Origin of the sequence: Microcoleus sp., from assembly GCF_049646505.1 — a bacterium.
Classification (GTDB): Bacteria; Cyanobacteriota; Cyanobacteriia; order Cyanobacteriales; family Microcoleaceae; genus Microcoleus.
Map to the genome: position 1 here is coordinate 1 of NZ_JBARVX010000055.1, position 4,320 is coordinate 4,320.

Below are 4,320 nucleotides of genomic sequence, written 5' to 3' on the forward strand. Positions count from 1 at the left end.
AAGGGGGGGGACAAGAATACTGTTGCATTATTTTTTGAAATTGGTATCACCTGCGCGAAATTGCGACAAATGCTCTGCAAAAACGCACAGTACCAGTAGAATTTATTATGGAGGCAAAAGCGACTGCTATTCGCCCCAACGAAGTAGAATATCAGCGCCGCGGCCAGGCGGAAACTTTATCAACAGCTACAGTAATTTGGACGGCGGGAACTAACATTAATTCGCTAATTAAAGGTTTAGCAATTTCTGATGAATCGCGAGACAAACACGGTCGCCCTTTCGTGAACCCTACACTGCAACTGCTAGATTTTCCAGAAGTTTTTGCTGGGGGAGATTGTGCAGCAGTGCAAGGCAATTCTTTACCTCCCACCGCTCAAGTTGCTTACCAGCAGGGAGCTGCAATCTCTCACAATTTGAATGCTCTGGCTTTAGGAAATGAGCTAAAACCTGCGGAAGTTAACCTGCGGGGAACGCTGCTAAAACTTGGGATAGAAGAAAGTGCGGCTAACATTTACAATAGCTTTGAAGTAACCGGAGAACTCGGTCACTTAATCCGCCAAGGTACTTACTTACAGTTGTTGCCCGCTCCGGTTCATAATTTTAAAGTAACAGGGGAATGGCTGAAAGATGAAATTTTCGATCGCCATTTGCACCCGATTCACACTGCTGATGCGGTTAAATGGATCGGCGGTGCGGTAGTGGGCGTTGTCGCCGCCCGAAAATTGATGCAAATGTTAGGAGATAGCAAAGACAATACAGCTAGTTAATGGCTAAAATTTAGCAATCTTTTGAAATAGCTCAGGATCGAAAACTTAATAACTTAAACACCTCCTACAGCCTTCTCTCCTGTAAGTTGCCTTCCTCAAAGGAGGCAGAGCCTCCGGATCTGCATTACCAGGCAGAGCCTGGTAACGAGCAACAGTTAACAGTTAACAGTTAACATCATTCCGGTTCAACCGGAATTGATGTCAGTAAGATTGCGTGTCCGTCAGGATCTTTGACGAGGCAACTTTGGCGGGAAAAACTGGAATTATCTCCAAATTGTACGAGCTGCGGCGAGATAAAGTCAACCCCATTTTGTCGCAACTTTTCCAATAGTCGATCGAGCTCGTTAACAATTAGTTGGACTTGCATACGAGCAATATCGCAACTTTTCCAATCGCTCGGTATGGGGCGGCCTTAAAGCTCGCACGCCAGCAGCTTCTGGATTTTCCGGCGGTATTGTCTGGGGTGCAGTGGAGATGGGGACAATGGGAAAACAGCGCAGGTGTGCAAAAGCGCGATCGATGTCACTGACTGCAATTGCCAAATGTTGAAACCACAAGTCATTACTTTGGGAATCTTTGGGGATGGGTTTTCCCTCAACGTTCAGATATTCCATTAACTCAATTTGTTCATCTCCAAGCTGCAAAGTAACAATGCGGATTTTTGCCCCCTCAACACCTTCGAGCTCGCTGTAATTTTGCCCTTCAACCGTAATATCCGAAACAAATTCAAAGCAGAGTGCTTTGGTACAAAACTCTTGGGAGCGATCGGCATTTTTGACCGTCAATCCAATGGCTCGAATTTTCTGCACTTGACGAATCCTCAAAAGCCAGTAAGCGCGATCGGGCAAAATGCCCGATTCACAATTAATAGAACAAGTCTAATGAATAAATTGCAAGTCAGTAGGAAATCTTTCTTCTTCCGGTTCTGGATCGTAAATGTAATCGCAGTCAAACTGGAAAGCTTGAGAGTGGCGGCTGATGGAAAATCCGCATTGAGTCACCATTTCTGTCGTAAAACTTGCCATAACTAACTCAATGAGTTTTCTGTAAGAAATGTTGGGCTGTTGAACGTAATAGGTGCGTCTAGCAAAAAAGATTCTCTCATCTTTCGGTACAATTATGCCATTAATTCTGTGGGCGTGTTGAATCGGCTTGATGTAACTTTCAATAAACTGCGACTGACTTTTTTGCAGTCTGGCTAATCTTTCATGTTGCAACCAGCTCATTTGAAACACAATTTTAATAAACTCAAAACCCAAAATGTAGTTAAAAACATTATTGCGTTCTTCTGTACTCAAGACAAAGCGGACGGCAGATTCTAAATATTGATCGGTTTCTCGGCGCGCTTGTTGGGCTGAGTGAATATAAAATTGTTTGATGTAGCTTCTCAAATCAGATTCGTTTAATTCTTTTTTGACTTTAAATCTGATTAAATACTCTTTGACTCGGTGGAGAGTATCGACATCTTCAAACATTTTTGAGACTAAGCCGTCGGCTGTGTAGTCATCTAAAAATTCGGCTTGTAACTCGGGAGTAGATGCACACAATATGTAAGAAATGGACAAGACGTAGCGCCGCTGGTTCCAAGGCAAACTTTCAGCCCAAGCTTTGACTTCTACTGGGAGTTTTTCCAAGACGGTATCTGTGTGGGTGCGTTGAGAAAGGTCGGCATATTTATATTTTTGTCCAATCATTGCCTGAAACCTTATGTTAGTAAGTTGATCGGGTAATGTCTCGCCGGTAAGTAGTAGGCTAAGGCAGATGCAGGTAGTGAGAAATTATCTTAATTTTTTTGCTCTGTCTTATGCTACACGACCTAAAGAGTACACCAGGTGATTTGTCTCACATTTTTGCGGACTTACAATCACGACTGTAAACTTAATATATCACATTTTAGGGCGTTTAGTATCACGCAAAAAACTTATTCGCGTCACACCGAATCGCGGGGGGTTTGATTGATAATTAAGAAAAGCGATTCAGAAGTTTTTATTAGTAATAATTACTGAGGTCAATCATGAATTCGACTACAAGAATTTTTCCTAAAAATCGGTGTCAATACTTAAGTTTTGCCAAGTTCCTCGTCCAACCAGCGCGACGGTGGCTCGATAGCATTGCAGTGGGCGATCGGCAAGTAGCTCGGTGGTTGTGCCAACTTATACCCTCACAGTGTCCTTTTGAGAGAGATATCCAGCTATGGGGACACCATCTTTTCCACGTACCCCCGATGTGCAAGCTGAATCCGGTATATGAAGAATTAGTGGGGTTGCGTTTTCGATCGCTCTCGTTTTTGGCTGACACGTGCGGGGAAGATGTAACGCGGTACTGCTGATTGAGGGGTGTTATACCTCGATCGCCCGCCGAGATCGATTATTTACCGGGTGCACCGCTCTGCTAGTTGCGAGATTCCAAATTTAAGCCATGATCTTTGATAATATCAGTGGATGCCTCTAGATAAGGAGCGGGCATCCATCGCGGCGGGTAAGTCAAAAATAATACAAATTCTCAATTATGCAACAGCAGTCCTGGGGTGCGTCGCACGCTCAAAAAATCCTGAAGTGCGATCGGCTGTTTCGAGGGTGCCGCGCACCTGACAAACAGGGTTGAAAGCAAAAATTATTTTGTATCATTAATTTTGCGAAATTCTAAAACATCAAACGGTAGCATCAAAAACAATAAGTATATAAAAAATTTAACAAGCTACTTTAGCTCGAGCAAGTGAATATGTTTAACGCAACTGAACTGCTGATTAACGCTTTTGTAAATCGGCTAATTGAAGGCTACCGCCACACCTACGGCGGGTTCAAATCTGACTATGGAGAAATTATTGCTTGGGTAGCCGATATGGCTTTACAAAATATTGCCAATAGCGACGCTCTTTACCACAATGTAGAACACACTATTTTAGTGACATTGGTAGGACAAGAAATTCTGCGCGGGAAGCACATCCGCGAAGGCGGTGTTTCCTGCGAACACTGGCTGCATTTCCACATTGCCTTGCTGTGCCACGATATCGGGTACGTCAAGGGCGTTTGCCGTCAAGATAGAACAGATTTGGGACTTTATGCGACGGGCATCGGCGACTTGAAATTAACACTGCCTCGGGGGGCGACGGATGCGAGTTTGACGCCTTATCATGTCGATCGCGGAAAAATGTTTGTTGAAGAGCGTTTTGGAGGTCACAGACTGATTGATGCTGACTTGGTTAAGCAGAATATTGAGTTAACTCGTTTCCCGGTTCCGGCGGGCGAAGATCATCGAGATACTGCGAATTATCCGGGTTTGGTGCGGGCGGCGGATTTAATCGGTCAGTTGAGCGACCCGCGATATTTGCAAAAGGTTGCTGCGCTGTTTTACGAGTTTGAGGAGACTGGTCAAAATCAGGTGTTGGGATATCGCAATCCGGGGGATTTGCGGGACGGGTATCCTAAGTTTTACTGGAATGTGGTGTATCGGTATGTCAAGGATGCGATCGGCTATTTGGAACTGACGCAGCAGGGGAAACAAATTGTCGCTAACCTGAATGCAAATGTGTTTCGGGTGGAGCATTCTGAAG

Annotated in this window: 6 protein-coding genes; 3 read left to right on the forward strand and 3 right to left on the reverse strand. The window is 44.4% G+C overall.

Features of this window, described 5'->3' with window-relative positions; all coding sequences use genetic code 11:
* Nucleotides 1-59 precede the first annotated feature (59 nt).
* Nucleotides 60-767, forward strand: coding sequence for an FAD-dependent oxidoreductase (locus WBA89_RS02880; protein WP_424403915.1), 708 nt, complete (start codon nt 60-62; stop codon nt 765-767).
* Nucleotides 768-942: 175 nt separating this feature from the next.
* On the opposite strand, the gene WBA89_RS02885 is transcribed toward WBA89_RS02880, so the two are convergent.
* From WBA89_RS02885 to WBA89_RS02895, 3 genes are all read right to left on the reverse strand, one after another.
* Nucleotides 943-1,134 (reverse strand): VOC family protein, encoded by a 192-nt coding sequence (locus tag WBA89_RS02885; protein ID WP_424403905.1) that lies wholly within the window; start codon nt 1,132-1,134, stop codon nt 943-945.
* Nucleotides 1,112-1,576, reverse strand: coding sequence for a VOC family protein (locus WBA89_RS02890; RefSeq protein ID WP_424403907.1), 465 nt, complete (start codon nt 1,574-1,576; stop codon nt 1,112-1,114). Before WBA89_RS02890 ends, WBA89_RS02885 begins: the two co-directional genes overlap by 23 nt.
* A 69-nt stretch (nt 1,577-1,645) precedes the next feature.
* On the reverse strand, nt 1,646-2,461 hold the full coding sequence (locus WBA89_RS02895) for a cobyrinic acid a,c-diamide synthase (protein WP_424403909.1): 816 nt from the start codon (nt 2,459-2,461) through the stop codon (nt 1,646-1,648).
* 320 nt (nt 2,462-2,781) lie between these two features.
* Here WBA89_RS02895 and WBA89_RS02900 point away from each other — a divergent pair, with 320 nt between their 5' ends.
* Complete coding sequence (locus tag WBA89_RS02900; RefSeq protein ID WP_424403911.1) at nt 2,782-3,096, forward strand: Mo-dependent nitrogenase C-terminal domain-containing protein; 315 nt, start codon at nt 2,782-2,784, stop codon at nt 3,094-3,096.
* Nucleotides 3,097-3,488: 392 nt separating this feature from the next.
* On the forward strand, nt 3,489-4,320 hold an 832-nt coding region (locus WBA89_RS02905; RefSeq protein ID WP_424403913.1), incomplete at its 3' end, for an Npun_R2479 family HD domain-containing metalloprotein.

Bases quoted from the DNA above. Each gene is read 5' to 3' on its own strand.
- WBA89_RS02895 (WP_424403909.1), bottom strand. From the start codon at position 2,461: ATGATTGGACAAAAATATAAATATGCCGACCTTTCTCAACGCACCCAC.
- WBA89_RS02885 (WP_424403905.1), bottom strand. From the start codon at position 1,134: ATGCAAGTCCAACTAATTGTTAACGAGCTCGATCGACTATTGGAAAAG.
- WBA89_RS02900 (WP_424403911.1), top strand. From the start codon at position 2,782: ATGAATTCGACTACAAGAATTTTTCCTAAAAATCGGTGTCAATACTTA.